This is a genomic window from Caulobacter vibrioides OR37, assembly GCF_000372645.1.
In the GTDB taxonomy this organism is placed as follows: domain Bacteria; phylum Pseudomonadota; class Alphaproteobacteria; order Caulobacterales; family Caulobacteraceae; genus Caulobacter; species Caulobacter vibrioides_E.
This window is the reverse complement of record NZ_APMP01000001.1, coordinates 181,920-205,015: the sequence shown is the minus strand read 5'-3', so window position 1 is coordinate 205,015 and position 23,096 is coordinate 181,920. Positions and strand designations below refer to the sequence as shown.

The following is a 23,096-nucleotide window of genomic DNA, read 5'->3' as shown; positions in this document are numbered from 1 at the left end:
AAATCAAACATTTAGAGCGTGATAACCGCCGAAACCGCTTACACTTTCGGCTATCGCGCTCTAGTCCGGGCCTCGTCATGGAAGACGCCTTCACGGTCGACGACCTGGTCGCCTGCTACGCGCGCGGCGTCTTCCCCATGGCCGACGCCCGCGAGGACGAGAGCCTCTTCCTGATCGATCCCGAGCGGCGGGGCGTCCTGCCGCTTGACGCGCTGCACGTTCCCCGGCGCCTGGCCCGCACGGTGCGCCATCAGCCCTACGAGATCCGCATCGACACGGCGTTCGACGCGGTGGTCGAGAATTGCGCCGCCGCTCGGCCAGGGCGGCTGGAGACCTGGATCAACCATCCCATCCAACGCCTCTACGGCCAGCTCTTCCAGCGGGGCGTGGCCCATAGCGTCGAGGCTTGGTCGGGGACGGATCTGGTCGGGGGCCTCTACGGCGTGTCGCTGGGCGGGGCGTTCTTTGGCGAGAGCATGTTCTCGACCGCGCGGGACGCCAGCAAGGTGGCGCTGGTGCATTTGGCCGCGCGGCTGATCGTCGGCGGCTACCTGTTGCTGGACACCCAGTTCATCACAGACCACCTGACGCAGTTCGGCACGATCGAGATCAGTCGCGCGGACTATCGGCGACGCCTGGCCAAGGCCTTGACCGTCGAGGGCGACTTCTACGGCTTGGCGGGCGGCGCGTCGGGGATCGACTGCTTGCAGGCGATCAGCCAAGCGTCATAGACCGGATGCTCCAGCGGGTGCAGGCCCGGGGAGCTGGCGTACATCCACCCCTTGTAGATCTGGCGACCGGCGGGCGCGGCGCGGCCGGCCTGGGCCTTGGGCTGGGTGTCGATCACGACATAGGCCGTGGTTTCCGGCGCCACCTCGTCGGCGGCCGCCGTCTCGCAGGCGCGGACGGTGAAGATCAGCGTCTTGTAGCGGATCGGCTGACCAACCGGGACCTCGAACCGCATGGTCTCGGTCGTGACCTTGTCGAGCGCTTGCATGATCGCGATGGCGTAGCGACCGCGCTTGGCGGGGAGGTCCGGCGCCTTGGGCGCGGCGGGCTTGGCGGGTGTGGTCGCGCCCAGCGCTCCGTCCGCGGCGCCGGGCTTCACGGCTGGGGTCGGGGTTGGATTGGCCTGAGCGGGCGTGACCTGCGCGGGCTGCGCCGCGCGCAGATCGGGCGCCGCCGTCGGATTGGACGACGGCCGCAGCGTCGGCGACAGCGCGGGCTTCGCCGCCGAGGCGACGGGCGGCGGGGCCGCGACCGGCGCCGGCTGGGCCGGTTGGGCGTTCTGGCGCGCCACGGCGACGCCTGTCGCGGCCAGGCCGGACAGGATCGCGACGACGCCGACCAGGGACGCCCGGCGGGTCATCGGCCCTATTCCGGCTTCCAGGCTTGGTAGTCGCTGGTGGCGGCGGCGCGCTCGCCGCCATTGGTCAGGGAGCCCTTAGGGCGCCAAGCGTGCACGGTGCCGGTCAGGTTCGGCAGGTGATCCTTCTCCCAGGCGCGGCGCTTCAGCGGCTCGCGGGTGGGTGGCTCGTCCAGGGTGTAGTGCAGCCAGCCGCTCCATTCGGCGGGGACCTTCGAGGCCTCGGCATAGCCGCTGTAGATCACCCAGCGGCGCTTGCGCTGGTCATAGCTGTCGCTGTTGTCGCGCGCTTCGAAATAGCGGTTGCCGTAGTCGTCCTGGCCCACAAACACGCCGCGGCGGCCGATATGGAAGCGCTGACCCATGGTCGCGCCGTTCCACCACGTGAAGATCGCTTTCAGCACTAGGTTCGCACCCGGAATTATAAGGGCTCACAGGGGCCGCGCGGCGGGCGCGGCTGAAGTCGGCGGAACATAGCGTTCCGGACGCGCAGCGTCCAGCGCCGGTAAAGCGCGCCAAGCTTCAACATCTTGTGGATTAGCACCTCGGCGCCCGCAACATCTATTGAGGCTCGGCGATCGAGGTTCTAGTTTGAGGTGCGACCTTAAGCGCATCCCGTTGGCTTGGAATCAGCCGCTAGGGATTTGGCAAGACATCACTACCGCCGCCCGGACCGGAACTCGCCCATGCGCACGCCCGTCAAAGCCGCCGGAATTGTCCCCGCCATGGAATGGCGGGATCTGGAGCGCGCCGACGAGATGGTCGTCGTATCGGCGCCGTCGTCTTGGTCCGACGCGCGGGTCGAGGCCTGGCTGGACTGGGCCGGCGAGATCGAGCCGAAGGCGCCGCTCGGCGGCGGCCCCGCCCGATACGCCGATCGGATCGCTCAGATTGGCCTCGCGCGCGGCCTGTTCGGCGACAAGACCGACGCCGCCGCGTTCCGCGAGGCGCTGCTGGCCACCATGCTGTCGGGCGTCGCCACACCCGCGAACGGCCAGAGCAATCTGGAGCTGCTGCCCGACATCGCCGAGATCGAGTTCCAGAGCGCGGTGAAGACCACTCTGGCCCAGCGACGGGGCCGCGTTCTTGCCGCCCAGGCCGCCGCGCGGCTCGACGCCGCTCTGGCGCAGGTGGCCGACGCCGTCCGCCGCTGCTCGGGCGATCCTCGCGCCTGCGGCGACGTCCGCAAGAACCCCGCCCTGGCCCGCGCCGCGCGCAAGGCGCGCGAACTGGGCGCCGACGACCGCGTCATCCTCGACGCCATCGCCACGGCCGACGCCTTCCGCCCGCCCTTGACCGACGAGGCCCCGGCTCGGGAATTGGCGCTGATCGCATCGGCCTCGCGTCAGGCCGTCGCCGCCGGCGACGAGGCCGCCGCCCTGGCCGCCCAGGTAGGCTGGGAAACCGGCGCGCTGACCCTGGCCCTGTCGCCGACCGACGCCGAAGCCCTGTCGCGCGGCGTGGGCGTGGCCGCCGCGATCGACGCCAGCGCCTTCCTCGACGACGACGCTTTCGACATCGAACGCTTCACCTATGTCTGCCACCTTTGGGGCACGGCGCTGGAGCTGGAACGGGGCGAACGTCCCGCGCGCCTGGGCCTAGCCGGCGTCGGCGACTGCCTGCTGAGCCAGGGCTGGGCCCAGACCAGCGTCGAAGGCCGCGACGGCGCGGCGGCGCTATGGGCCCTGGCGGTCGGCGCGGCCCTGTCGGCTAGCGCCGAGGCGGCGGCCGTCCTGGGTCAGGACGAGGCCTTCGCCCAGGACAAACAGGGCGTGCTGAAGACCCTGGCGGAACGCCGCGTGCGCGCCGCCGCCCTGCGCTCGGACCTCGCCACGGAGGCCGCCGCCTCACTGGCCACCGCCCACGCCCTGGCCCGCAAGCACGGCCTGCGCTCGGCGGCCCTGGTCGGCCCGTTCGAGGACGCCGAGGCCACGCTGCGCCTAGGCGGCGCTCCGGTCGGGCCGGCCGGCGCCATGTCGCCCGTGTCGGTGAGCCAGACCGCCGACGGGTGGCTGCTGCCCGCCTTCAGTCCGGCCGCGTTCGAGGCCCTCTCGACCGAGGGCGTCGATCTGGACGCCGCGCGTCGGCACGCCTTGGGTCATGGCTCCCTGCTGGACAGTCCGGCCATAGACCACCTCATGCTGCAAGCGCGCGGCTTCACGGCCCACGAGATCGAGAAGGCCGATAACGCTCTTCGCGAACACCACGGTCTGCGCGCCGCCTTCGCGCCGGCCGTCGTCGGCGCCGGCTTCCTGCGCGACGTGCTCGGCGCCTCGGCGGAGGACGTCGCTCGGCGCGACTTCGACACCCTGGCCTTCGCCGACTTCTCGCCCACCGAGATCGCCGCCGCCGAGCGCCACGCCCTGGGCGCGGGAACCCTGGGCGACTGCGACGCGCTCAATCCGGAACTGCGCGAGGCCTTCCGGTCGGTCGAGGCTCCCGCCTTCGGCGATCGCCTGGCGATGATCGCCGCCGTTGAGGCCTTCGCCTGCCTGCCGGCTCCCGTGACGATCCCCATCGCTTTCGATGCACGGCCCGCCGACGCCGTCCGCGCGCAGGCCGCCGCCGCGCGCGCCGGCGTCCGCGCCCTGCGTTTGATGCGCGCCGACGCTCCCTCCGACTTCAAGCTGGATCTGCCCGAGGAAGCCGCTGAACCCGCGCGCGCGGCGCCGGTCAGCGCCCCCCTGGTGACCGAGCGCGTCGTGGAGAAGATCGTCGAACGCGACCGCTCCCGCCGACGCCTTCCCGATCGCCGCAAGGGCTATATCCAGAAGGCCTCGGTCGGCGGACACAAGGTCTATCTGCACACCGGCGAGTACGAGGACGGCGAGCTGGGCGAGCTGTTCATCGACATGCACAAGGAAGGCGCGGCTTTCCGCAGCCTGATGAACAACTTCGCCATCGCCGTGTCGCTGGGCCTGCAGCACGGCGTGCCGCTGGACGAGTTCGTCGACGCCTTCGTTTTCACCAAGTTCGAGCCGGCCGGGCCGGTCACGGGCAACGACTCGATCAAGTCGGCGACTTCGATCCTCGACTACATCTTCCGCGAACTGGGCGTGTCGTATCTGGGGCGCGACGACCTGGCCAATGGCGACAGCGGCCAGTTCAACGCCGACGGCCTGGGTTGGGGCAAGCCACGCGCGGACGACGAGGCCGATGAAGCCGGCCCCGACCCCGTGCTGGCCAGCAAGTTCATCTCAAAAGGCTTCTCGCGTGGCGCGGCGCCCGACAACCTGGTCTTCGCCTCGTTCGGTCGCCGCCGGGTCGAGGGGGCGGACCGTCCGGGCGTCGAGGGCGAGATGTGCCCAGCCTGTGGCGACCTTTCGCTGGTTCGACGCGGCGGCATGACCGTCTGCGACACCTGCGGCGCTCAGTCGGACCGTCCCGGCCCCCTCGCCTCTTCGTGACCGCGTTCGGTTGGCGTTAAGCTTGCTAGGCCAGGGTGCGAACCGCTCTCTTGCCGCAGGACGTGCGCCAGAATGAAACCGATCGCTCTTATCGCCGCGCTAGTGGCCTTGGGCTGCGCCAGCGCCGCCGCCGCCCAGAACGCCGGACAGATCGCCTCGGTGCGAAACGGCGCTAATTGCCCGCGTTGCAACCTGTTCCAGGCCGATCTCGCCAATCTGGAGCTGAAGAATAAGAACCTGTCCGGCGCCCGCCTTCGCCAGGCCGACTTCTCCGCCGCGATCATGAACCGCACCCGCTTCACCGGCGGCGATCTGCGAGACGTCAACGCCTACGGCGCCGTGCTGACCGGCGCCAGCTTCGCCCACGCCGACCTGACCAACGCCAGCTTTGTCGGGGCCTACCTGCAGGGGGCGAATTTCGCCGGCGCGCGCTTGGCGGGCGTCAACTTCTCGGGCGCTGAAATGGACCGCGCCATCGGTCTGACCCAGGGCCAGTTGAACCAGGCTTGCGGCGATGGCTCGACCGCCTTGCCGCGCGGGCTTTCGCTGCCTCGCTGCCGTTAAATCCCCGTCATTACCGCGATTTAAGTGGCGTCTGGACGGTCTCGCGTCCAAACCGTAACTCATACAGTCGCGTATCGACCGCACGGAGAAATCAATGGCCCGCTGGGGCGCTTCCATCGTCGCATTGACCTTGAGCCTGATGGCCGTCTCCGGCCAAGCCCAGGCCTCGGTCGAGGACAGGGATGTCGCCAAGCTGACGTCTTTCGGCGGGATGTGCGCCAACTGCGATCTGGCCGGCCGCAAGCTGATGAACGCCAAGTTCGCCAATGCGAATTTCGTCAGGGCGATCCTGATCGGCGCCGATCTGCGCGGCGCGATGTTCTACGGCTCCAATTTCGCCAGCGCCGACCTCAGCCGCGCCGACCTGCGCGGGGCGGAGATGCGCGGCGCCAATTTCGTCGCCGCCAACTTCACCGACGCTCGGATGTCGGGCGTCGAGGGCAGCGGGGTGAGCCTTCAGTCCGCCGTGCTGATCCGCGTCGATCTCACCTCGTCCGAAATGCATGGCTCGCAATTCGTCGGCGCCAACCTGCAGAAGGCCCGCTTTTCGAACGCCGAGCTGACCGGGTCGAACCTGCAAGGCGCGAACGCCCGCGACGCCGATTTCTCGAACGCCGACATCAACCACGCCAATCTGACCGGCGGCCATTTCGAAAGCGCCAGCTTCCGCAACGCCGACATGACGGGCTCGATCCTGCGGGGTGGGATCTTCTCGGGAGCCGACTTCCGAAACGCGGACCTGACCATGGCGGTGCTGACCGGCGCGGACCTGTCCAGCGCGCGCGGTCTGGAACAGGAACAGCTGGACGACGCCTGCGGCGATGGCGCGCGTCTGCCCGCGGGCCTGACAGTGCGTCCCTGCAACGGCCTGAAGAGCAGCCATTTCCTGCTGCTGCGCGAGATGCCCAAGGCGCCGCCCGCTCCACCGGCCCCACCTGCCCCGCCCGCGCCGAAAGCGCCCAAGGCGAAGTGGTAAAGCCGCCGCCTTAGCCTGGCCCGAAATCAAAAAGCCCTCCGATCGTAAGACCGGAGGGCTTTTTCGTGGGCTTACCCTGATCCTAGACCTTGATCGGGGGCGCGGTGCGGATGTGCAGCTCCTTCAGCTGCTTGTCGAGCACATTGGCCGGGGCGTTCATCAGGAGGTCCTGGCCCTGCTGGTTCAGCGGGAAGGCGATAACCTCGCGGATGGCGACCTGGTCGGCCAGCAGCATGACGATGCGGTCGATGCCGGGCGCCAGACCGCCGTGCGGCGGCGCGCCGTAGCGGAAGGCGTTCAACATGCCGCCGAACTGCTCCTCGACCACCTCGGGGCCGTAGCCGGCGATCTTGAAGGCCTTGAGCATGATCTCGGGCTTGTGGTTCCGGATCGCGCCCGAGCACAGCTCATAGCCGTTGCAAACGATGTCGTACTGGTAGGCGCGGATGGTCAGCGGGTCCTGGTTCTCCAGGGCCTCCAGACCGCCCTGCGGCATCGAGAACGGATTGTGCGAGAAGTCGACCTTCTTCTCGTCCTCGTTCCACTCGAACATCGGGAAGTCAACGATCCAGCAGAACTTGAACTGGTTCTCGTCGACCAGCTTCAGCTCCGTGCCGACGCGCGTGCGGGCCAGGCCCGCGAACTTGGCGAACACGGCCGGGTCCCCGGCCACGAAGAAGGCGGCATCGCCGGCGCCCAGGCCCAGTGACTCCATCAGCGCCTGGGTCGGTTCCCCCAGGTTCTTGGCGATCGGACCGCCCCAGCCGCCCTGGTCTTCCGACCAGAAGACGTAGCCCAGGCCCGGCTGGCCCTCGCCCTGGGCCCAGCTGTTCATGCGGTCACAGAAGGCGCGCGAACCACCGGTCGGGGCCGGGATCGCCCAGACCTGGTTCTTGGCGTCGGCGCCCAGGATCTTGGCGAACAGGCCAAAGCCGCCGTCACGGAAGTGCTCCGAGACGTTGGCCATCTTGATCGGGTTGCGCAGGTCCGGCTTGTCGCTGCCGTACCAGGCCATCGACTGAGCGTAGGTCAGGCGCTCGAAGCCCTTGTGCTCGAACGTCGCGCCGAAGTCGTTGGTGAAGGTGTGGGTCTCGCTGATCGGCGAGACGCGGCGGCCATTGCCGAACTCTTCGAAGACGCCGTGCATCACCGGCTCGATGGCCGCGAACACGTCTTCCTGGGTGACGAAGCTCATCTCGACGTCGAGCTGGTAGAATTCCAGCGACCGGTCGGCGCGCAGGTCCTCGTCGCGGAAGCACGGGGCGATCTGGAAGTAGCGGTCGAAGCCCGAGACCATCAGCAGCTGCTTGAACTGCTGGGGCGCTTGGGGAAGCGCATAGAACTTCTCCGGGTGCATCCGCGAGGGCACCAGGAAGTCCCGCGCGCCTTCGGGCGAGCTGGCCGTCAGGATCGGCGTCTGGAACTCGTTGAAGCCCTGGGCGAACATGCGGTTGCGGATCGACTGGATCACGCGCGAGCGCAGGACGATATTCTTGTGCAGCGTCTCGCGACGCAGATCGAGATAGCGGTGCTTGAGGCGGATCTCTTCGGGATAGTCCGGCTCGCCGAAGACCGGCAGCGGCAGCTCGGCGGCCTCGCTCAGAACCTCGACGGCCGACACGCGGATCTCGATCTCGCCGGTCGGGAGGTTGGGGTTCACCACGCTGGCGTCGCGGGCGATGACCTCGCCGTCGACACGGATCACGCTCTCGGCGCGCAGGCGCTCGACGATCGCGAAGCCGGGGGTCTCGGGGTGCAGCACCAGCTGGGTCAGACCGTGGTGGTCGCGCAGGTCGATGAAGACCAGGCCGCCATGGTCGCGCTTGCGATGGATCCAGCCCGACAGACGCACCGCGGCGCCGGTGTCGGAAGCGCGCAGGGCGCCGCAGGTATGGGTGCGATAGGCGTGCATGGAGGTCATGAAAGTCTTGAATACGCGCTGATTTGCAAGGCGCGGTAAGGCGCACGTGGGCGCCGCGATGTCAAGGATTCTGGGGACGGATCTTGCGCGCGCGAGACCCGTCCCGAAAGCGGCGTCGACCTAGGCGGCCGCGACGATGGCCAGGAAATCCTTGGCCTTCAACGAAGCGCCGCCAACCAGGGCGCCGCCGACCTCCGGCGCGGCCAGGATCTCGCCGGCGTTGTCGGGTTTCACCGAGCCGCCGTAGAGGATCGGCGTCGCCCCGCCCTGTTCGCCGAACAACGCCACCAGTTCGGCGCGGATGGCCCCGTGCATTTCGATAATGTCCTCGACGGACGCCACATGGCCCGTGCCGATGGCCCAAAGCGGTTCGTAAGCGACATTGAAGGCCTGCCCCTTCAGACCGGCCGGCAAGGATTCGCGGACCTGGCCCAACACGAACGCGACCGCCTCTCCCGCCTGACGTTGGCTCAGGCTTTCACCGACGCAGATGATGGGCTCGAGGCCAGCGGCGATCGCCGCTTGGGCCTTGCGCGCCACCTGCTCCGAGGTCTCGCCATGATCGGTCCGGCGTTCGGAGTGGCCGCAGATCACCAGGGTCCCGCCCGCATCGGCGATCATCTCGGCCGCGATATCGCCGGTGTGGGCCCCGTTGGCGTTCGCGTGGCAGTCCTGGCCGCCGACGAGGACGGACGAACCCTCCACGGCGTCGGCCAAGCGGTGCAGCAGGGTGGCGGGCGGAAAGATGGCGACGCGGGCGGCGACGGGCTGGCTGTCCAGCGCTGCGGCCACGGCGCGGGCCTCTTCGAGGGCGGCCGAAAGGCCGTTCATCTTCCAATTTCCGGCGATCAGCGTCCGGGGCGTCGTGCTCGAAAGGGTCATGAACGCCTTCTTGGGGACACGCTCCCCTGGGAAGTCAAGCCCGCGCCGCTTGCCCGTTGACGTGTGGCTCTACTATACCCGCTGCTCTCGACCATCGCGCCCGTTCGCGCGGCGGTCCGTCTGGAAGGTTTTCGCCCCTATGCTCGCCGGTTTCCGCACTTTCGCCAAAAGCCCGTTCGCGGTGCTGCTGTTTGGCCTGCTGATCGTCAGCTTCGCCATCTTCGGCATCAGCGACGTGTTCAAGGGTCCGCGCGGCTCCGGCGTAATCAGCGCGGGATCGCGCACGATGACGCCGCAGGATTTCAAGCTGCGCTTCGACAACTATCGCAAGGCGATGGAGCAGCGGAACGGAACGACGATCACGCCCGACCAGGCTGTCGAGCAAGGCGTCGACCGCCAGATCCTTCAAGAGCTGGCGCTGCAGGAATCGATCGCCGCCGCCATCCACGACATGGGCGTCGCGCCCTCGGACAAGCTGGTCGGCAACGTGGTGCGCGAGCAGATGAGCCAGCTGCCGCCGACCCAGCGTCCGTTCGACCCGATCACCGGCAAGTTCGACTCCAAGACCTACGCCGCCCTGCTGGCCCAAAACAACCTCACGCCCCAGGCCTACGAGGCCTCGTTGCGCGACGAGATCGCCCAGACGCATTTCTTCACGGCCGTGGCCGACGGCTTCAAGGCGCCGCGCATCTATGCCGCCCTGCAAGGCGCCTACGGCCTGGAAGCCCGTGACGTCGGCGCGTTCGCCATCAATCCGGCCTCGGTGCCGCGCCCCGCGCCGCCGGCCGACGCCCAGCTGACGGCGTTCATGAACGAGAACCGCGAGCGCCTGACCCGCCCGGAGACCCGGGTCCTGTCGATCGTGCGCATCAGCGCCAAGGCGCTCGAGCCCAGCGTCACACCGAACCCGGCCGATGTGCAGAAGGCTTTCGACTTCCGCAAGGACAGCCTGGCCAAGCCCGAGACCCGTTCGCTGGTCCAAATCCAGGCTCCGGACCTCAAGACCGCCGCCGCCATGGCCGACCGCCTGAAGAAGGGCGAGGATCCGGCCGCCGTGGCCAAGGCCTATGGCAAGACCGCCCTCGTCCTGGCCGACAAGCCCAAGACCGCCCTGCCCGATCGCAAGGTCGCCGACGCGGCGTTCTCGCTGGCCGCCGGCCAGTCCAGCGGCGCGATTCAAGGCGATCTTGGCGTCTCGGTGATCAAGGTGACCAAGGTCACGCCGGGCGCCGCCGCCACGCTGGAGAGCGTCCGTCCGCAAATCGAGGCCGAGGTTCGCGCCCAGGCCGCCCAGAGCAAGGCCTACGATCAGACCCAGGCCTATCAGGACGCCCACGACGCCGGCGCCAATCTGGTCGCCGCGGCCAGCAAGGCCGGCGCCATGGTCGTCACGACCGCCCCGGTCACCGCTCAGGGCGCCGATCAGACCGGCCAGCCGGTCGCCGGCCTGACGCCGGAGATTCTGAAGACCGCCTTCGGCCTGGGCCAAGGCGCGGACAGCGACCTGATCGAGGCCGGCAAGGGCGAATACTACGCCGTCCGCGTCGAGAAGGTCATTCCCGCCGCCATGCCGCCGCTCGCCGAGATCAAGCCGCAATTGACCGCGGTCTGGATGGGCCAGGAGCTGGGCAAGCGCCTGAAGGCCAAGGCCGACGAACTGGCGGCCCGGGTCAAGAAGGGCGAGACGCTGGACGCCGTGGCCGCCTCGGCCCAGTCGAAGGTGCAGCACGTCGACGGCCTGTCGCGCGAGAACGTCCAGCAGCACATGGGCCTGGGCCGTGAGTTCCTGGTCGCCGCCTTCAACGCCAAGCCGGGCGAGGTCTTCACCGCGCGCGCCGGCCAGCAGGGCGAGGCCTATGTCGTGGCCAAGCTGGACAAGGTGCGCGCCGCCCCGGCGGCCGACGTGGCCCGCGCCTCGGTCATCCTGCAGACCCAGGCCGCCAGCGGACTGGTGCGCGACCTGGGCGACGCGGCGCGCAACGCCGCCAAGGTCCAGTTGAAGACCAAGAGCAATCTGACGCTGGCGCGCCAGGCCATCGGGGTCGACACCGACGCCCTGGCCAAGGCGCAGGGCGGCAAGGCCGGAAAGAAAGCCGAGTAATGAGTTTGGAGCCCGCGTTCGACGCCTTCTCGGAAGCCTATGAGGCTGGACGGCCGCAGGTCGTCTGGACCCGCCTGATCGACGATCTCGAGACCCCGGTCTCGGCCTACCTGAAGATCGCCCAGGCGCGTCCCTATAGCTTTCTGTTCGAGAGCGTCGAAGGCGGCGCCTGGCGCGGCCGCTACTCCATCGTCACCCTGAACCCGGACCTCGTCTGGCGTTGCCGGGGCGAGAAGGCCGAGATCGCCGAGGGCGCCGACATCGCCGCCGGCCGCTACACGCCCCAGCCTGGCGACGCGCTGGACAGCTTGCGCGACCTGGTGGCCCGTTCGCGGATGGAGATTCCCAAGGGCCTGCCGCCGATGACGGCTGGGGTCTTTGGCGCGCTGGGCTATGATCTCGTGCGGCTGGTCGAGCGCTTGCCCGACGTCAATACCGACACCCTGGACCTGCCGGACGGGATCATGACCCGGCCGTCGATCGTGGCGATCTTCGACGCCATCGCCCAGGAGATCGTGCTGACCACGGCCGTGCGGCCGCGAGCCGGGGTCTCGGCCAAGGAGGCCCACGCCGCCGCCCAGGCGCGGATCGAGGCCGTGATGGCCGACCTGCGCAAGCCGCTGGCCCAGGAAGGTCCCCACACGCCGCGCGGCCCGATGGAGTTCACGACGCCGGTCAGCCGCGCCGACTACGCCGAGGTCGTGGCCAAGGCCAAGGACTACATCGCCGCCGGCGACATCTTCCAGGTCGTGGCCAGTCACCGGTTCCGCAGCCCGTTCGACCTGCCGCCGTTCGCGCTCTATCGCTCGCTGCGCCGCACCAACCCGTCGCCGTTCCTGTTCTTCCTGAACCTGGACGGCTTCAATCTGGTGGGCTCCAGCCCAGAGATCCTGGTCCGGCTGCGCGATGGCAAGATCACCATCCGGCCGATCGCCGGCACCCGGCCGCGCGGCGCGACGCCGGAAGAGGACGCGGCGCTCGAGGCCGAACTGCTGGCCGATCCCAAGGAGCGCGCCGAGCACTTAATGCTGCTGGACCTGGGCCGCAACGACGTGGGTCGCGTGGCCATGCTTCGTCAGCAGGGCCGCAACGCGTCCGCCGAGCAGAAACTGGCCGAACGCCCCAAGGGGCCCAATGTCCGCGTGACCGAGAGCTTCAAGATCGAACGCTACAGCCACGTGATGCACATCGTCTCGAACGTCGAGGGCAACGCGCCCGAGGGTGTCGATCCAGTCGACGTGCTGATGGCGGCCCTCCCCGCCGGCACCCTGTCGGGCGCGCCCAAGGTGCGAGCCATGGAGATCATCGACGAGCTGGAAGTCGAAAAGCGCGGCATCGGCTATGCCGGGGCCGTGGGCTATTTCGGCGCCGATGGCTCGGTCGACACCTGCATCGTGCTGCGCACGGCGCTGGTGAAGGACGGCATGATGTACGTGCAGGCCGGCGGCGGCATTGTCGCAGACAGCGATCCCGACGCCGAGTACGACGAGACCCTGCACAAGTCCCGCGCCCTCAAGCGCGCCGCCGAGGAAGCCTGGCGATTCAGCTGAGCCTTAGGGCTGGCGGACGCGGCGGGGCGGTCGTTTGGCGCTCATGGGACACCGAGGCGATCGTCTGGAAGGTGTTGCGTGACCGCCGGCGGCGCCAGCACCATCACCGTGGCGAAGCTGATGGCGCACAGCGCGGCGAAGGCCGCCGCCGTCAGCACCACGCCAAGCTTCACGCTCCGCGTCTTCGGACGCAACAGAGCGCGAACATAGGCGAGAGCGACGGGGTCCAGGGCGGAATCACGCGGGTCCATGCCGCCATGATGCGCAAGCTCGCGACCGCTGTAACCGGCCCTGAAAGCCGCGCGCGAAAATGCCGCTACACAAACCTTCATCGCGGGCTGGAGCATCGGGCGAAAAGTGGATGCCGGTTTTTCGCGAAAGCGATGCGAAAACAAAAAAATAGAGCGAACCACGCGATTCCTATATCGCGCGGCTTGCTCTAGAACCGCACTCCGAAAGGCGGCGTCATGATCCTCGTCATCGATAACTACGACAGCTTCACCTACAATCTCGTCCACTATCTGAACGAGCTGGGCGCGGAGACCGAGGTCTACCGCAACGACGCCCTGACGGTGCAGGAGGCGCTCGGCCTGAAGCCCGCCGCCGTGCTGCTGTCTCCTGGCCCCAAGGCCCCGGACCAGGCCGGCATCTGCCTGCCTCTGCTGCGCGGCGCGCCCGAGGACCTGCCGATCTTGGGCGTCTGCCTGGGCCATCAGGCCATCGGTCAGGCCTATGGCGGCGAGGTGATCCGCGCCAAGCAGGTCATGCACGGCAAGGTCAGCAAGGTTCGCCACAACGACAAGGGCATCTTCAAGGGCCTGCCCAACCCGTTCACCGCCACGCGCTATCACAGCCTGGCCGTCCGCAAGGAAGACCTGCCGCCCGAGCTGGAGGTCACGGCCTGGACCGACGATGGCGAAATCATGGGCGTCCAGCACAGGACGCGCCCGGTGTTCGGCGTCCAGTTCCATCCGGAATCGATCGCCACCGAGGGCGGTCATCAGATGCTGGCCAACTTCATCGACCTGGCGGGCGTGCCCCGCGACGCGGCGATCTGGGTCTAGGAGCGGGCCGTATCATGTCCGACGCTTTCAAGCCGCTGCTGGCCAAGCTGGCCGACGGCCAGACCCTGGGCGACGAGGACGCCGAGGTGTTCTTCGCCGCCTGTCTGCGGGGCGAGCCAACGCCCGCCCAGGTCGCCGCCGCCGTGACCGCCATGCGCCTGCGCGGCGAGACGGTCGGCGAGATCGCCGCCTGCGCCCGGGCCATGCGCCGCGCCGCCGTCCAGCTGGAGCATCCCTACGACGTCATCGACGTCTGCGGCACCGGCGGCGATGGCCTGCACACCCTGAACATCTCCACCGCCGTCGGCTTCGTGGTCGCCGGCGGCGGCCTCAAGGTCGCCAAGCACGGCAACCGGGCCATCACCTCCAAGTCCGGCACGGCGGACGTCCTGACCGCTCTCGGCGTCAATATCGATGCGACGCGCGAGCAACAGCGGCGCGCCTTGGACGAGGCCGGCATCTGCTTCCTGTTCGCCCAGGCGCACCACGGCGCGATGAAACACGTCTCGCCGATCCGCCAGCAGCTGGGCTTCCGCACGATCTTCAACCTGCTGGGCCCACTGACCAATCCAGCGGGCGCCAAGCGCCAGGTGGTCGGCGTCTCGGCGCCGCGCTTCGTCGAGCCGATCGCCAAGGCCCTGGGGGCTCTGGGCGCGGAGCGCGCCTGGTCGGTGCATGGCTCCGGCATGGACGAGCTGACCACCACGGGCGAGACCGAGGTCGCCGAATGGCGCGACGGCCGCGTGCATCTGTTCCGGATCACGCCCGAAGCCGTCGGCCTGCCCCGGGCGGCGCTTTCGGATCTCACCGGGGGCGATCCGGCCTTCAACGCCGCCGCCCTGACCCGTCTGTTCGACGGCGAGAAGGGTCCCTATCGCGACATCGTCCTGCTAAACGCCGCCGCCGCGTTCCTGGTCGCCGACAAGGTCGAGACCCTGGCCGAAGGCATCGCCTTGGCCGGCGACGTCATCGACAAAGGCCGCGCCAAGGCGGCGCTCGCCGGCCTCGTGGCCGCCACCAACTCCACGGAAGTGCCCGCGTGACCGACATCCTCGCCAAGATCGCCGCTTACAAGCGTGAGGACGTCGCCAGCCGCAAGGCCGCGCGCTCGCAAGCCGACATCGACGCCGCCGCCAACGCCGCCTCGGCGCCGCGCGGCTTCAAGGCCGCGCTGGCAGCCCGGCACGCGCCGGGCAAGTTGTCGCTGATCGCCGAGATCAAGAAGGCCTCACCGTCCAAGGGCCTGATCCGCGAGGATTTCGATCCGCCGGTCCTGGCCAAGGCCTATGAGGCCGGCGGCGCGGCCTGCCTGTCGATCCTGACCGATGGCCCCAGCTTCCAGGGCGCCGACGCCTATCTCGTGGCCGCGCGCGCGGCGACCGCCCTGCCCTGCATCCGCAAGGACTTCCTGGTCGATCCCTGGCAGGTCGCCGAGAGCCGCGCCCTGGGCGCCGACGCGATCTTGGTGATTCTGGCCATGATCGACGACGTCCTGGCCGCCGAGCTGATGTCCGAAGCTAGGCGCTTGGGCATGGACGCCTTGGTCGAGGTTCACGACGAGGCCGAGATGGCGCGCGCCGCCGGGCTGGGCGCCGACCTCGTGGGCGTCAACAACCGCGACCTGAAAAGTTTCGTCGTCGATCTGGCGGTGACCGAGCGCCTATCCGCCCTCGCGCCCAAGGACGCCCTTTTGGTCACCGAAAGCGGCATCTTCACCCACGCCGACGTCACGCGCATGGAGGCGACGGGCGCCAAGGCCATGCTGGTCGGCGAAAGCCTGATGCGACATGCTGACGTGACGGCCGCCACGAAAACCCTGATAGGCTGAGTTTGAGCTCAACCTCGGCTCGGCCTGGAAAAGACCGCATGAACTGGCTCGCCCGCGTGGTGAAATGGGCGCTCTCGGCTCACTTCAAGCTTCGGGGCTGGCGTATCGAGGGCGAGCCGCCGACGACCCGCAAGTTCGTCATCGTCGCCGCCCCGCACACCAGCAACTGGGACTTCGTCTATTTCGTCGGCGCGGCCGACGCCTTGGGGCTCGATCTCAGTTTCATCGGCAAGGCCTCGCTGTTCAAACCGCCCTTCGACACGATGATGCGCGACCTCGGCGGCATTCCGCTGGATCGCGAGCGCTCGAAGGACATGGTCAAGGCGATGATCGAGGAATTCGCCCGGCGCGACCAATTCATGCTGACGATCGCGCCGGAGGGCACGCGCGGCAAGGCGCGTCAGTGGAAGACCGGCTTCTACCACATCGCCGTCGGCGCGGGCGTGCCGATCGTGCTGGGAATGATGGACTATCGGCGAAAGCGGGTCGGTCTGGGTCCGGCGCTCTATCCGACAGGCGATTACGAGGCCGACATGCGCCGCATCGCCGGTTTCTATGAGACCTGCACGCCCAAGTTCCCCGAGTTGGCCACGCGGTTCGAAGAGCTGACCGATTCGGCGGCCGCGCCGCCGCCGAACGCCCCCTGAGCCTTGTTTTTCAGGCCTGAACACAGCGCGAACGGCGTCAACTTGACATTAAGGAAGAACGCCTAGAGAACATCTCCAAGGTTTGCGGTTTGTTCCGCGCTCCAGCCGAGGTCGCCATGCTCACCCGCAAGCAGCACGAACTGCTCATGTTCATCCACGAGCGGATCAAGGAGACCGGCGTGTCCCCTTCGTTCGACGAGATGAAGGAGGCGCTGGATCTGGCGTCCAAGTCCGGAATTCACCGCCTGATCACCGCCCTGGAGGAGCGTGGCTTCATCCGCCGCCTCGCCCACCGCGCTCGGGCCTTGGAGGTGGTGAAGTTGCCGCAGCAAGCCACGACGGCCGCCCCGCCGAAAGGCCGCGGCGCCTTCCGTCCGCAGGTGTTCGAGGGCGGCGGCGCGCCGCCCTCCGCGCCAGCCTCGGCCGCCTCGGGACCGACGAGCGACAGCCGCGATCTGCCGATCCTCGGCCGCATCGCCGCAGGCACGCCGATCGACGCCATCCAGCACGAGCGTGAGCGCCTGCCGGTGCCCGAGACCATGCTCGGCAATGGCGAGCACTACGTCCTCGAGGTCCAAGGGGACTCGATGATCGAGGCCGGCATCCTCGACGGCGACTATGTGATCATCAAGAAGGGCGATACGGCCACGTCCGGCGAGATCGTCGTGGCTCTGGTCGGCGAGGAAGCCACCCTCAAGCGCCTCCGCAAGAAGGGCGGCTCGATCGCCCTGGAGGCGGCCAACCCCAAATACGAAACGCGCATCTTCGGCCCCGACCAGGTCGAGGTGCAGGGCAAGCTGGTCGGCCTGATCCGTCGCTATCACTGATCCCGAGCGGTCGTCCCCGCGTGCGGGGATGACCGGACACCCTGAAGCTGTCGCCCTATCGCCGCGGCGGCAGCCGCCCGACCTCGGCGAGGCTCTTGGCCGCGCTGTCGAAGCCAGCCCACGCCGCGGCCGCCAAAGCGCCGCCGGTGCTGGCGCGACGCACGCCCAAGGCGCCCAGGCTCTCAAGCGACATGTCCGGTCCCCAAAGCAAAACGTTGACGGGCTTGGGCGCGACAGCCTGGACAATGGCCCGGATCATATCGGCCTCCGCGACCGCCGGCGCATAGAGGCAGTCCGCGCCCGCGTTCGCATAGGCCTTGAGGCGCTCAAGGATCCGGTTCAGGTCTCGATCACCTCGCAGATAGCCTTCCGCCCGGCCCACGAGCATCACGTCCTGTCCGGAGGCGTCGATGGCCGACCGCGCGGCTCGCAAGCGTTCGACCGCCGTCGGCAGATCGTACAGCGCCTCGCCGGACCAGTCCTCGATCGAGACCCCCGCGACGCCGGTCTCGATCGCCAACGCGACGTTTCGCGCAACCCCCTCGGCGGTGTCGGAGAAGCCGTTCTCGAAGTCGGCATTGACCGGTAGACTCGTGGCCGCGCACAGGGTCCGAAGATGCGCCAGCACCTCGTCGCGGCTCAGCCGGCCGTCGTCCTTGCCCAAGGCCCAGGCCGCGCCCGCGCTGGTCGAGGCCAGGGCCTTGAAGCCCATCTTCTCCAACCGAAGAGCGCTTCCGACGTCCCAGGGATTGGGCAGGGCGAAGCAGCCCTCGGCGTGGAGCGCCCGGAAAGCGGCGCGGCGGGCGGTGAAATCGTTAGACATGATGTTCCTTGATACCCCTTCGGACGCGTTAGCCTCGCGCCCCGCCTTAACGGTCGCCCGTGACATCGGCTGTCAGCAGATGGCTCCAGGGGCGATCGCCCCGCAAGGGCTGGGCCCAGGCGATCCTCCAGCCATCCAGATGCCTGTAGAGCTCCGCCGCGCCGCCCTGGGCGAAGTCCTCGCCGGTCAGCAGCACGGTGTCATTGCACAGCGGCGGAATACGCTCGGGCCGCGGGCCACGCACCACGACGACCTCGGCCGCGGCGCACAAGCCCGACAGGATCTCGGCGTCCGGCGTCTTGCGGCTCCAGGCCAACGCCAGCCGCACCGGCGCGCCCGTCGCGGGGACGCAGACCCGGCGATCGCACCCATAGAGGCTCCAGGTCGTCGGCTCCAAACCGCGGCGCCGCGCCCAAAGCTCGGCGCCGAACCGCTTGGCGTCGGTGCGCAGCAGCACCGCCGCGTCCCCGGTCCGAACGGCCGCCGTCGCGCCGTCGGCGGCGATCCAGGCGTCGGGCGGCTCGGGCCTTGGCCACAGGGCGATCGACAGCGCCATCGGCGCGCCGATCCAACGAAGCCGTCCGCGCCAGAGGCACAGCATCATCAGGCCCAGGAACGCGACCACCAGCACCTGGGGCGGCGCGCTGGCCACGATCCTCTGCGCGCCATGGACGCCCGCGAAGGCGTTGGCCACCGCCACCATCGCGTCGATGCCCCAGCCGGCCACGGCTAGGAACGGCCCGCCCAGGCCAAGGGGCTCAAGCACCGTTCCGATAGCCAGGAACGGCATGATGACGAAAGACGACAGGGGCTCGACCGCCAGATTGGCCGGCAATCCCCAGATGGCCACGCGGTTGAAGTGCTGCATGGCGAACGGCCCGGTGGCCAGGCCCGCCACGAAACTGGCGGCGACGCTGATCGCCAGCCAGGCGAGCCCAGCTTGCGGCCAACGGATCCACCAGGGCGTCGAGATTTCTTTCAGAGGGCGCGGCCAGGCCTCGGCCAGCGCCACCAGGGCGGCGGTGGCGGCGAACGACATCTGGAAGCCCGGCTCGCCGGCGGCTTCGGGTTTCCAGGCCAGGATCAGCAAAGCCGCCACCGCCAGTCCGTGCAGCGTGATCGCCCTGCGGTCGAACAGAATGGCGAGGAAGGCGACGCTGGCGGTGATAGCCGAGCGCTCGGCCGGCGGCGGGGCGCCGGAGATCACCAGATAGGCCAGGACGGACAGCAGGCCGGCGATGGCGGCGATCTTCTTGCCAGGCGCGCGCAGGGCCAGCCAAGGCCAGGCGGCGACCGCCAGGCGCGCCAGGCCGAAGACGAAGCCGCCGACGATGGCCATGTGCAGGCCGCTGATCGACAGGATATGCGCCAAGCCCGAGGCGCGCATGGCGTCCGTCTGGGCCTGGGTGATCCAGGCTTCGTGACCGGTGACCATGGCCACGCCGATGCCGCCGCTGGACGGCCCCATCCGCGCGAAAATTCGTTGGGCCAGACTCCAGCGGAAGGCGTTGACAGCCATGGCGATCCGCAGGCGCGCGGGCGGCGCGTCGAGACTCACGTCCCCGATATCGCCGATCACGAAGCCGACCCCGCCGATCGAATCGAACCAGGCGTCACGCGCGAAATCATAGGAGCCCGGCGCGGCCGGCGGCGGCGGCTGGCCCAGCATGGCCCTCAGGTGGACGGCGCTGCCCGGCGCCGGGATCGGGTTTTGGCCAATCGTCACGCGAATCCGACGCGGCGTCCGCTCCGGCGCAAGGCCGGAGATCGCGACTGGGGCGACCACCAGCCGCTGGCCGCCCGCGCCCGGACTGGCGACATCGACCACGAAGCCATCGACCCGGCGCACGATCCGCTCGCCGCTCATCAGCGGCGCGGCCACGCGGTCGCTGCGTAATTTAGCGGCCAGGCCGCCGGCCATGAAGAACGCCGCCAAGCTGACCAGGACGATCAGGCCGCGTGGCGCGTTCCAACGACGCGCCAGAGCCCAGGCGGCTGCCAAGGTCGCGGCGACCGCCGCCAGGGGCCAGAGCAAGGGCTCGGCCGGCGCCTCCAGATAGGCCGCCGCGCCGAGGCCGAACATGGCCGGCGCCCAGAGAAACGCGCGATCCAGGTTGGCCAGGCCTTCCGCCAGGATCAGACGCTTAAGAGCCGCCCAGCCGCCAAGGCGCGGCGACGGCGCCAGATCTCCAGCCAGAACATCAGAGCCTAACACGCGGAAACCTTTGTATTTTTGACGCCGCGGACAAGTTCGAGACTGGACACGAAACCGCTAGGCCCCGCCCGAAATGGCGTGCTAAGACGCGGCGCCGAAGCCGCGCCGCGGCCCGCGAAATCCGACGCCGTCACGGCGCCTAGCCTTGCAGCCTTGAAGTCCATGTCGAACCTCTCCCCCACCGGCGTCGTCACGCGTTTCGCGCCCTCGCCCACCGGCTTTCTGCACATCGGCGGCGCCCGCACCGCGCTGTTCAACTGGTTATATGCACGGCATACGGGAGGAAAGTTCCTTGTTCGCGTCGAGGACACCGACCGCGAGCGCTCGACCGAGGCCGCCGTGGCCGCCATCTTCGAGGGCCTGGACTGGCTGGGTCTGAAATCCGACGAAGAGGTCGTCTTCCAGCACACCCGCGCCCCGCGTCACGTCGAGGCGGTTCACCAGATGCTGGCCGCAGGCCGCGCCTATCGCTGCTGGATGACGGTCGAGGAGTTGGAGGTCGCCCGCGAGAAGGCCCGCGCCGAGGGCAAGGCCATCCGCTCGCCCTGGCGCGACGCGCCGGAAGGCGATCTGTCTGCGCCGCACGTGATCCGCTTCAAGGGCCCGCTGGATGGCGAAACCCTGGTGGACGACCTGGTCAAGGGTCCCGTGACCTTCCGCAACATCGAGCTGGACGATCTGGTCCTGCTCCGCGCGGACGGCGCGCCGACCTATAACCTCGCGGTGGTGGTCGATGACCACGACATGGGCGTCACCCACGTCATCCGGGGCGACGACCACCTGAACAACGCCGCCCGCCAGACCCTGATCTACAAGGCGCTGGGCTGGGATGTGCCAGCCTTCGCCCATATCCCGCTGATCCACGGTCCGGACGGGGCCAAGCTCTCGAAGCGTCACGGCGCCCAGGCCGTCGGCGAGTTCGCCGATCTCGGCTACATCCCCGAAGGGATGCGCAACTATCTGGCGCGTCTGGGCTGGGGCCACGGCGACGACGAGGTGTTCAACGACGAGCAGGCGATCAGCTGGTTCGACGTGAAGGATGTGGTCAAGGCGCCCGCGCGCCTGGACTGGGCCAAGCTGAACCACATCAACGCCCAGCATCTGCGCAAGGCCGACGACGCTCGCTTGACGGATCTGGCCCTGAAGGCGGCCGAAAAGCGCGGAGAGCCCCTGCCCGCCGACGCCCGCGAACGCATCGCCCGCACGGTTCCCGAAGTGAAGGAAGGCGCCAAGACCATCCTGGAGCTGGTCGACCACTGCGCTTTCGCGCTGAAGACCCGTCCGTTGGCGCTGGAGGAAAAAACTCAAAAGCAGCTTACGGAAGAAACCGTCGCGCGCCTGGGTCGTCTGCGCGACCAACTGGCCGCCGCGCCGTCATTTGACGCCGCCACCCTGGAAACCGTGTTGAAAACGTTCGCGGAATCCGAAGGTGTCGGCTTCGGCAAGTTCGGTCCGGCGCTGCGCGGAATCCTGACGGGCGGCGCTCCGGCGCCCGACCTGAACAAGACCATGGCCGCGCTCGCCCGTGAAGAGAGTTTGGGGCGCCTTGACGACGCCCTGGCGTCGCGCGCATGAGGCGCTATAACGCAGCCGCGAAAAGCGAAAGTTGGACTGCTCGTTCCACTTATGAAGGGGTCTAAGTATGACCGATAAAGCCACGCTGACGATCGGCGACAAGAGCTACGAACTGCCGATCCTCAAGGGCAGCACGGGTCCGGACGTCCTCGACATCCGCAAGGTCTACGCCGAGAGCGACCACTTCACGTTCGATCCGGGCTTCACCTCGACCGCGTCCTGCGAAAGCAAGATCACCTATATCGACGGCGACGCGGGCATTTTGCTGCACCGCGGTTATCCGATCGATCAGCTGGCCGAGCACTCCTCGTTCCTCGAGGTCTGCCACCTGCTGCTGAACGGCGAACTGCCGACGGCGGAGGAATTCGCCAAGTTCGAGCACAACATCACCTACCACACGATGTTGCACGCTCAGTTCGACGCGTTCTTCCAAGGCTTCCGCCGCGACGCCCACCCGATGGCCGTCATGACCGGCGCCGTCGGCGCCCTGTCGGCCTTCTACGCCGACAGCATCAATGTCGACGACGCCCGTGAGCGCGAAATCAGCGCTCACCGCCTGATCGCCAAGATGCCGACGATCGCCGCGCGCGCCTACAAGTATACGGTCGGCCAGCCGTTCGTGTCGCCGCGCAACGACCTGTCGTACTCGGAAAACTTCCTGCGCATGTGCTTCGCCGTGCCGGCCGAGGACTGGAAGCCGAACCCGGTGCTGACCCGCGCCATGGATCGGATCTTCATCCTGCACGCCGACCACGAGCAGAACGCCTCGACCTCGACCGTCCGTCTGGCCGGCTCGTCGGGCGCGCATCCGTTCGCCTGCATCGCCGCCGGCATCGCCTGCCTGTGGGGCCCGTCGCACGGCGGCGCCAACCAGGAAGCGCTGGAGATGCTGGAGACCATCGGTTCGGTCGACAACATCAAGGACTACGTCCAAGGCGTGAAGGACCGGAAGTACAAGCTGATGGGCTTCGGCCACCGCGTGTACAAGAACTTCGATCCGCGCGCGAAGGTCATGCAAAAGACCGCGCACGAAGTTCTGGCGGAACTGGGCCACAACAACGACCCGCTGCTGCAAGTCGCCCAGGAACTGGAAAAGGTCGCCCTCAGCGATCCTTACTTCATCGAGCGCAAGCTGTACCCGAACATCGACTTCTATTCGGGCATCACCCTGCGGGCGATGGGCTTCCCGACCAACATGTTCACCGTGCTGTTCGCCCTGGCCCGCACCGTCGGCTGGATCAGCCAGTGGAAGGAAATGTTCGAGGATCCCTCCCGCAAGATCGGTCGTCCGCGTCAGCTCTACACGGGCGCCACGCAACGCGACTACGTTCCGGTCGAAAAGCGCTAAGC

Annotated in this window: 20 protein-coding genes; 13 read left to right on the top strand and 7 right to left on the bottom strand. The window is 68.4% G+C overall.

Annotation, left to right across the window (positions count from 1 at the left end):
- The first annotated feature begins 77 nt into the window (after positions 1-77).
- On the top strand, positions 78-731 hold the full coding sequence (gene aat / locus OR37_RS00965; protein ID WP_004615242.1) for a leucyl/phenylalanyl-tRNA--protein transferase: 654 nt from the start codon (positions 78-80) through the stop codon (positions 729-731).
- On the opposite strand, the gene OR37_RS00960 is transcribed toward aat, so the two are convergent.
- Both OR37_RS00960 and OR37_RS00955 read right to left on the bottom strand, forming a co-directional pair.
- Positions 668-1,369: a DUF2155 domain-containing protein gene (locus OR37_RS00960; RefSeq protein ID WP_004615241.1), complete on the bottom strand. Its 702-nt coding sequence runs from the start codon at positions 1,367-1,369 to the stop codon at positions 668-670. The two genes, aat and OR37_RS00960, sit on opposite strands and share 64 nt — an antisense overlap.
- A 5-nt stretch (positions 1,370-1,374) precedes the next feature.
- Positions 1,375-1,770, bottom strand: coding sequence for an NADH:ubiquinone oxidoreductase subunit NDUFA12 (locus OR37_RS00955; RefSeq protein ID WP_035016785.1), 396 nt, complete (start codon positions 1,768-1,770; stop codon positions 1,375-1,377).
- A 282-nt stretch (positions 1,771-2,052) separates the two neighbouring features.
- On the opposite strand from OR37_RS00955, the gene OR37_RS00950 reads away from it, so the two are divergent.
- From OR37_RS00950 to OR37_RS00940, 3 genes are all read left to right on the top strand, one after another.
- A complete protein-coding gene (locus OR37_RS00950) occupies positions 2,053-4,773 on the top strand; it encodes a TSCPD domain-containing protein (RefSeq protein ID WP_004615239.1) in 2,721 nt (906 codons plus the stop codon).
- Positions 4,774-4,845: 72 nt separating this feature from the next.
- Positions 4,846-5,337 carry a pentapeptide repeat-containing protein gene (locus OR37_RS00945; RefSeq protein ID WP_004615238.1) on the top strand — a complete coding sequence of 164 codons (492 nt, stop codon included), beginning with the start codon at positions 4,846-4,848 and terminating at the stop codon, positions 5,335-5,337.
- A gap of 94 nt (positions 5,338-5,431) precedes the next feature.
- On the top strand, positions 5,432-6,313 hold the full coding sequence (locus OR37_RS00940; RefSeq protein ID WP_004615237.1) for a pentapeptide repeat-containing protein: 882 nt from the start codon (positions 5,432-5,434) through the stop codon (positions 6,311-6,313).
- An 82-nt stretch (positions 6,314-6,395) separates the two neighbouring features.
- On the opposite strand, the gene aspS is transcribed toward OR37_RS00940, so the two are convergent.
- A complete protein-coding gene (gene aspS, locus OR37_RS00935) occupies positions 6,396-8,234 on the bottom strand; it encodes an aspartate--tRNA ligase (RefSeq protein WP_004615236.1) in 1,839 nt (612 codons plus the stop codon).
- A gap of 120 nt (positions 8,235-8,354) precedes the next feature.
- Entirely contained in the window at positions 8,355-9,116 is a 762-nt protein-coding gene (gene tpiA / locus OR37_RS00930) for a triose-phosphate isomerase (RefSeq protein WP_004615235.1), read from the bottom strand.
- Between the two features lie 139 nt (positions 9,117-9,255).
- Between tpiA and OR37_RS00925 the strand changes: the two genes are divergently transcribed.
- On the top strand, positions 9,256-11,217 hold the full coding sequence (locus OR37_RS00925) for a peptidylprolyl isomerase (RefSeq protein ID WP_004615234.1): 1,962 nt from the start codon (positions 9,256-9,258) through the stop codon (positions 11,215-11,217).
- Entirely contained in the window at positions 11,217-12,767 is a 1,551-nt protein-coding gene (gene trpE / locus OR37_RS00920) for an anthranilate synthase component I (protein WP_004615233.1), read from the top strand. Before OR37_RS00925 ends, trpE begins: the two co-directional genes overlap by 1 nt.
- A 41-nt stretch (positions 12,768-12,808) precedes the next feature.
- On the opposite strand, the gene OR37_RS00915 is transcribed toward trpE, so the two are convergent.
- Positions 12,809-13,018 (bottom strand): hypothetical protein, encoded by a 210-nt coding sequence (locus tag OR37_RS00915; protein ID WP_004615232.1) that lies wholly within the window; start codon positions 13,016-13,018, stop codon positions 12,809-12,811.
- 216 nt (positions 13,019-13,234) lie between these two features.
- Between OR37_RS00915 and OR37_RS00910 the strand changes: the two genes are divergently transcribed.
- The 5 genes from OR37_RS00910 to lexA all read left to right on the top strand — a co-directional run bounded on the left by OR37_RS00910 (position 13,235) and on the right by lexA (position 17,133).
- On the top strand, positions 13,235-13,831 hold the full coding sequence (locus tag OR37_RS00910; protein WP_004615231.1) for an anthranilate synthase component II: 597 nt from the start codon (positions 13,235-13,237) through the stop codon (positions 13,829-13,831).
- A 14-nt stretch (positions 13,832-13,845) separates the two neighbouring features.
- Complete coding sequence (gene trpD, locus OR37_RS00905) at positions 13,846-14,874, top strand: anthranilate phosphoribosyltransferase (RefSeq protein WP_004615230.1); 1,029 nt, start codon at positions 13,846-13,848, stop codon at positions 14,872-14,874.
- The gene (trpC, locus tag OR37_RS00900; RefSeq protein WP_004615228.1) at positions 14,871-15,659 is read left to right on the top strand and encodes an indole-3-glycerol phosphate synthase TrpC; all 789 of its coding nucleotides are present in this window, start codon (positions 14,871-14,873) and stop codon (positions 15,657-15,659) included. The genes trpD and trpC overlap by 4 nt, the downstream gene beginning before the upstream one ends.
- Before the next feature lie 38 nt (positions 15,660-15,697).
- On the top strand, positions 15,698-16,306 hold the full coding sequence (locus tag OR37_RS00895; protein ID WP_004615226.1) for a lysophospholipid acyltransferase family protein: 609 nt from the start codon (positions 15,698-15,700) through the stop codon (positions 16,304-16,306).
- Between the two features lie 116 nt (positions 16,307-16,422).
- On the top strand, positions 16,423-17,133 hold the full coding sequence (gene lexA / locus OR37_RS00890; RefSeq protein ID WP_004615224.1) for a transcriptional repressor LexA: 711 nt from the start codon (positions 16,423-16,425) through the stop codon (positions 17,131-17,133).
- 55 nt (positions 17,134-17,188) lie between these two features.
- Here the strand turns inward: lexA and OR37_RS00885 are convergent, their stop codons facing one another.
- Both OR37_RS00885 and OR37_RS00880 read right to left on the bottom strand, forming a co-directional pair.
- Positions 17,189-17,956: an isocitrate lyase/PEP mutase family protein gene (locus OR37_RS00885; protein ID WP_004615223.1), complete on the bottom strand. Its 768-nt coding sequence runs from the start codon at positions 17,954-17,956 to the stop codon at positions 17,189-17,191.
- Positions 17,957-18,002: 46 nt separating this feature from the next.
- Positions 18,003-20,039, bottom strand: a complete 2,037-nt coding sequence (locus OR37_RS00880) for a ComEC/Rec2 family competence protein (protein WP_085953248.1) — start codon at positions 20,037-20,039, stop codon at positions 18,003-18,005.
- Positions 20,040-20,333: 294 nt separating this feature from the next.
- Here OR37_RS00880 and gltX point away from each other — a divergent pair, with 294 nt between their 5' ends.
- The gene (gene gltX, locus OR37_RS00875) at positions 20,334-21,746 is read left to right on the top strand and encodes a glutamate--tRNA ligase (protein WP_004615221.1); all 1,413 of its coding nucleotides are present in this window, start codon (positions 20,334-20,336) and stop codon (positions 21,744-21,746) included.
- Between the two features lie 67 nt (positions 21,747-21,813).
- Entirely contained in the window at positions 21,814-23,094 is a 1,281-nt protein-coding gene (gene gltA / locus OR37_RS00870; protein ID WP_004615220.1) for a citrate synthase, read from the top strand.
- Positions 23,095-23,096 lie beyond the last annotated feature (2 nt).